The 526-nt window shown below is 34.0% G+C and carries 1 protein-coding gene; it reads left to right on the forward strand.

What is annotated here, in order from left to right; translation table 11 throughout:
* Window positions 1–526, forward strand: a 526-nt coding sequence (locus AMN88_RS01340) for a Bug family tripartite tricarboxylate transporter substrate binding protein (protein ID WP_256997772.1), incomplete at both ends; no start/stop codon positions are given.

Consider the following 526-nt stretch of genomic DNA (forward strand, 5'->3'; position numbering starts at 1 on the left):
GTTACTACTAGAATGATGTTATTAAGAGCAAGAAGAGTTCTTAAGCAGGACATGCAATTAGTAAACAAAAAAGGCGGTGGTGGAGCAGCATCTATGGATTACATGATGTCTTTACCAGCTGATGGAAACCATACTTTAACTTGGACAACAGGTCATGCTGTATCTATGGCTTTAGGTAAAACTAAAGTTAAATTAAGTGATATGCAACCACTTGCAAGAGGAACTGATGATCCTCAATTGTTTGTTGTTAATTGTAAGAACGACATCAAAGATGCTAAAAAATTTATTAGCACACAAAAATCAAAATCACTAAAATATGGAACTACTCATACTGGTGGTATTGATGATGTTAGTGCAATCGCATTTACAAAAAAAGGTGGATTAAAAGATCCAACTATCGTTGCTTACAAAGGTGTTGCGCCAATTAAAACCAACCTTATCAAAGGAGATATTGATGTAGGTGTTTTAAACTTAGGTGAAGCATTAACTGAAATTAATGAAGGTAAACTTTGTGTTTCAGTTGTAT

Origin of the sequence: Candidatus Pelagibacter communis, from assembly GCF_001180165.1 — a bacterium.
Lineage (GTDB): Bacteria > Pseudomonadota > Alphaproteobacteria > Pelagibacterales > Pelagibacteraceae > Pelagibacter > Pelagibacter ubique_P.